At 70.3% G+C, this 3,192-nt stretch carries 3 protein-coding genes; all 3 read right to left on the reverse strand.

What is annotated here, in order from left to right:
- Positions 1 to 759, reverse strand: a 759-nt coding sequence (locus Q8Q85_09070) for an ABC transporter permease subunit (GenBank protein MDP3774404.1), incomplete at its 3' end; no start/stop codon positions are given.
- Positions 756 to 1,643, reverse strand: a complete 888-nt coding sequence (locus Q8Q85_09075; protein ID MDP3774405.1) for an ABC transporter ATP-binding protein — start codon at positions 1,641 to 1,643, stop codon at positions 756 to 758. The genes Q8Q85_09070 and Q8Q85_09075, both read right to left, overlap by 4 nt.
- Positions 1,644 to 1,656: 13 nt before the next feature.
- Positions 1,657 to 3,192 (reverse strand): protein kinase (locus Q8Q85_09080; GenBank protein ID MDP3774406.1); only part of this gene is annotated, 1,536 nt, incomplete at its 5' end.

A 3,192-nucleotide genomic window follows, 5' to 3' on the forward strand; every position in this document is an offset into this window, starting at 1 on the left:
CCCGACCCCCGCCACCGACGCCAGCACCGCCACGTCCACCCCGCCCGACCCGTCGCGGAGGATCCTCGGGGGCCCGTAGTACCGGAAGAGCGACAGGTAGCCGAATGGCGCCATCTTGTCCCACGCCCGGCCGAGGTAGTCCAGCACGAAGGAGAGCGCGATGACCGCCGAAGTCCACGCGATCGCCGAGCCGGCATCGCGCCGGGTCGCGGAAATGGCGAGGCCAACCGATCCGAACGCAGCGAAGAGCAGCCAGCAGACGCCCGCGATCGGCAGGTACGCCGAAGCCTCGACCCCTTCCAGCGGCCGGCCCGCTACGCCGATCGCCGTCCCGGCCCACGCCGCGGCCGCGATCAGTGAAATGCCGCCCAGAATGCCGATCACGGCGGCGCCCACCTGCGCGGTTCTCGCGACCGGCCGCGACGCGATCAGGTCCATCGTCCCCAGACCCATCTCGCCCGCGAGCGCGCCCGCGCTCACCCGGACGACCCAGACGCTCATGAGCACCAGCAGGAACGGGTGCACGTACCCAAAGCCGAGGACGCCGGCGGGGGTGACGTTGGCGATCATCTCCTCTCCCAGGATGCGCTGAAGGGCCGGCGGCGCGAATTGAAGGACCTGCTCAACGAGAGCCCTCGCGGACGAGCTTGGCGCGACGCGGGTTATCGCCCACTCGAACAGGCCACCGGCGAGCGCCATCAGAACGAGCGGGACGCGGTGCCGTTGCCAGTGATGGCCAAGCAGCGCGCGCAGGATCACCGGTACTGCTCCAGGAAGGTCTCCTCCAGGCTCGGCTGCTCGATCAGCAGGTCCGCGAGCGGCATCATGCCGAGCCGCGCCACCAGCGCGGGCAGCTTCTCACGCATCACCAGAAGCACGACCCGGCGCGCCTCCGTGCCCGCCACCTCGCCGAAGGCCGCGAGCGCCGCCGTGTCCACGTCCTCCCGGAACTCCACGGTCACGCGCCGTCGCGTAGACCGTTTCAGTTGCGCCACGTCGCCCACGCTCACCAGCTTGCCGGCGCGCAGCATGGCCACGCGGTCGCAAACGCGCTCGACCTCGGGAAGGACATGGGAGGAGAAGAAGACCGTGGTCCCTTGCCGGCGCGCGTCGGAGAGGATCGCGTAGAACTCCTGCTGCACCAGCGGATCGAGCCCCTTGGTGGGCTCATCGAGGAGCGCGAGCCTGGGCGCGCATTGGAGCGCCTGCACGATGCCGAGCTTCTGGCGCATCCCGTCGGAGTAGGTGCGTACCGGCCGCTTGAGCGCGTCGCCGTCGAGCCCCAGCCGCGCCAGCAACTGCTCCCGGAGCACCGGCGCTCTCTTCGACAGCAGCGCCAGCAGGTCCAGGGTCCTCTCGCCCGGGAGCTGCGGCCAGAATCGCGCCTCGCCGGCGAGGTAACCGAGGTCCGCGTGCGCGGCCACGCCTCCGGGCGCGACCGGCCGGCCGAGTATCGAAGCGCCACCCTCGCTCGGGCGCAGCAGGCCCAGCAGCAGCCGGATCGTCGTGGTCTTGCCCGCACCGTTAGGCCCGAGAAAGCCGAAGACCTCCCCCTCTTCGACCCGGAGGGAGAGGCCTTGGAGCGCCTGGACCTTGCCGTACCGCTTGCCGAGACCACGGGTCTCGATCGCGGCGGCGCTCACCGAGGCATGCTCGTCAGGCGGCTATGGCGTCGAGCGCGTCGTGCAGCTCGGCCGCGCTCTGGAACCGCTTGCCGGGTTCCTTGCTCAGGGCCCGCAGCACCAGCGCCGCCAGCGACTCCGGCACGTCGGCGTTGAGCGCGCGGGGCGACTGCGGAGTCTCTTCGAGCTGCTTGGCCACCAGAGTGATGGGAGAATCGGCGACGAACGGCGGGCGGCCGGTCAGCGACTCGAAGAGCACCGCGCCCGCGGCGTAAAGGTCGGCGCGGAAGTCCACGTCGCCGCCAAGGAGTTGCTCCGGCGCCATGTACTCGGGCGTCCCTATCGCCATCCCCGCCTGCGTCACGCCCTCCGTGCGCACCGCCAGCCGCGCGATCCCGAAGTCCATCACCTTGAGCGTGCCCGACGGCTCCACGATGAGGTTCTGCGGCTTGATGTCGCGGTGGATGACGCCCTGTTCGTGCGCGACCTCGAGCGCCCGGCAGAGCTGCTTGCCCACCGTGAGCGCCACGTTGATGGGCAGCGAGCCGCGGCTCTGGATCAGGTGCTTCAGCGACTGCCCCTCCACGAACTCCATCGTGATGTAATAGAGCCCGTCCACCTCGCCGATGTCGTGGGTGCGGACGACGTTCCGGTGCGTGATCTTGCGGGCCAGGCGGATCTCGTCCTTGAAGCGCTGGAGCGCCGCAGGATCGCCGGCCATCTCGTCGGTCTTGAGAGTCTTGATGGCGACCGGCTCGCCCAGCTCGGTGTCCCAGGCGCGGTAGACCACTCCCATGCCGCCCACGCCAAGGATGCCCTTCACCTCGTAGCGGTTCGCGAACGTCGCGCCCGGCTCCAGCATGCCGGTCTTCGAGGCCACCGACCGCACCATCGTCGCCGAAGCGACGTCGCCGCCGGCGGTATAGATGGGTTGCGTGACCTCGCCCGAGCGGGTGCTCAGGAACTCGACCAGCTGCTGTTTCGCCTTCAGCTCTTCCATCATCGCGCGGAACGCCGAGGCCAGCTCCCCGATCTCGTCCCTCGACGTGACCTGGACCGAGCCGGTGTAGTCGCCCTCGGCCACGCGCCGCGTCGCGCCGACGAGCGCCTTCACGGGATCGGTGATGCGGTGCGCGACCAGCCAGGAGGCGAGCATCGCGAGAACCAGCCCGACGATAGCCGCGAGCGCCAGCGTGCGCTGCAGCCGCCGGAAGCCGGCCAGCTCCGCGTCGAGCGAGCGCAGGGTGAGGTAGCCTCCCCGCGCCTCCTCGGCGCCGGGCGTCCTCAGGAAACGGTTGAAGCCGACCAGCCGCTCATTGCCGACCGTCAAATCGACCCGCACCCGCGCGCTGTCGCCGGCCATGGCGCTGTCAGTGAGGTTGCGCGCGATCGCCGCGTCGATCTCCGCCGACCTGGGGACGGTGCCCGCCACCACAACGGCCGAATGGCCGGCGCTGTCCTCCTTGATCACATAGAAAACGATGTCGCTCCCGGTGGCGCGCTTCACCTCCTGCGCCAGGGAGTCCGTGACCTGGTGCGCCGCCACGAGCACCGCCTCGACCGGGCCCGT

It is taken from the genome of Gemmatimonadales bacterium, from assembly GCA_030697825.1.
Taxonomy (GTDB): domain Bacteria; phylum Gemmatimonadota; class Gemmatimonadetes; order Gemmatimonadales; family JACORV01; genus JACORV01.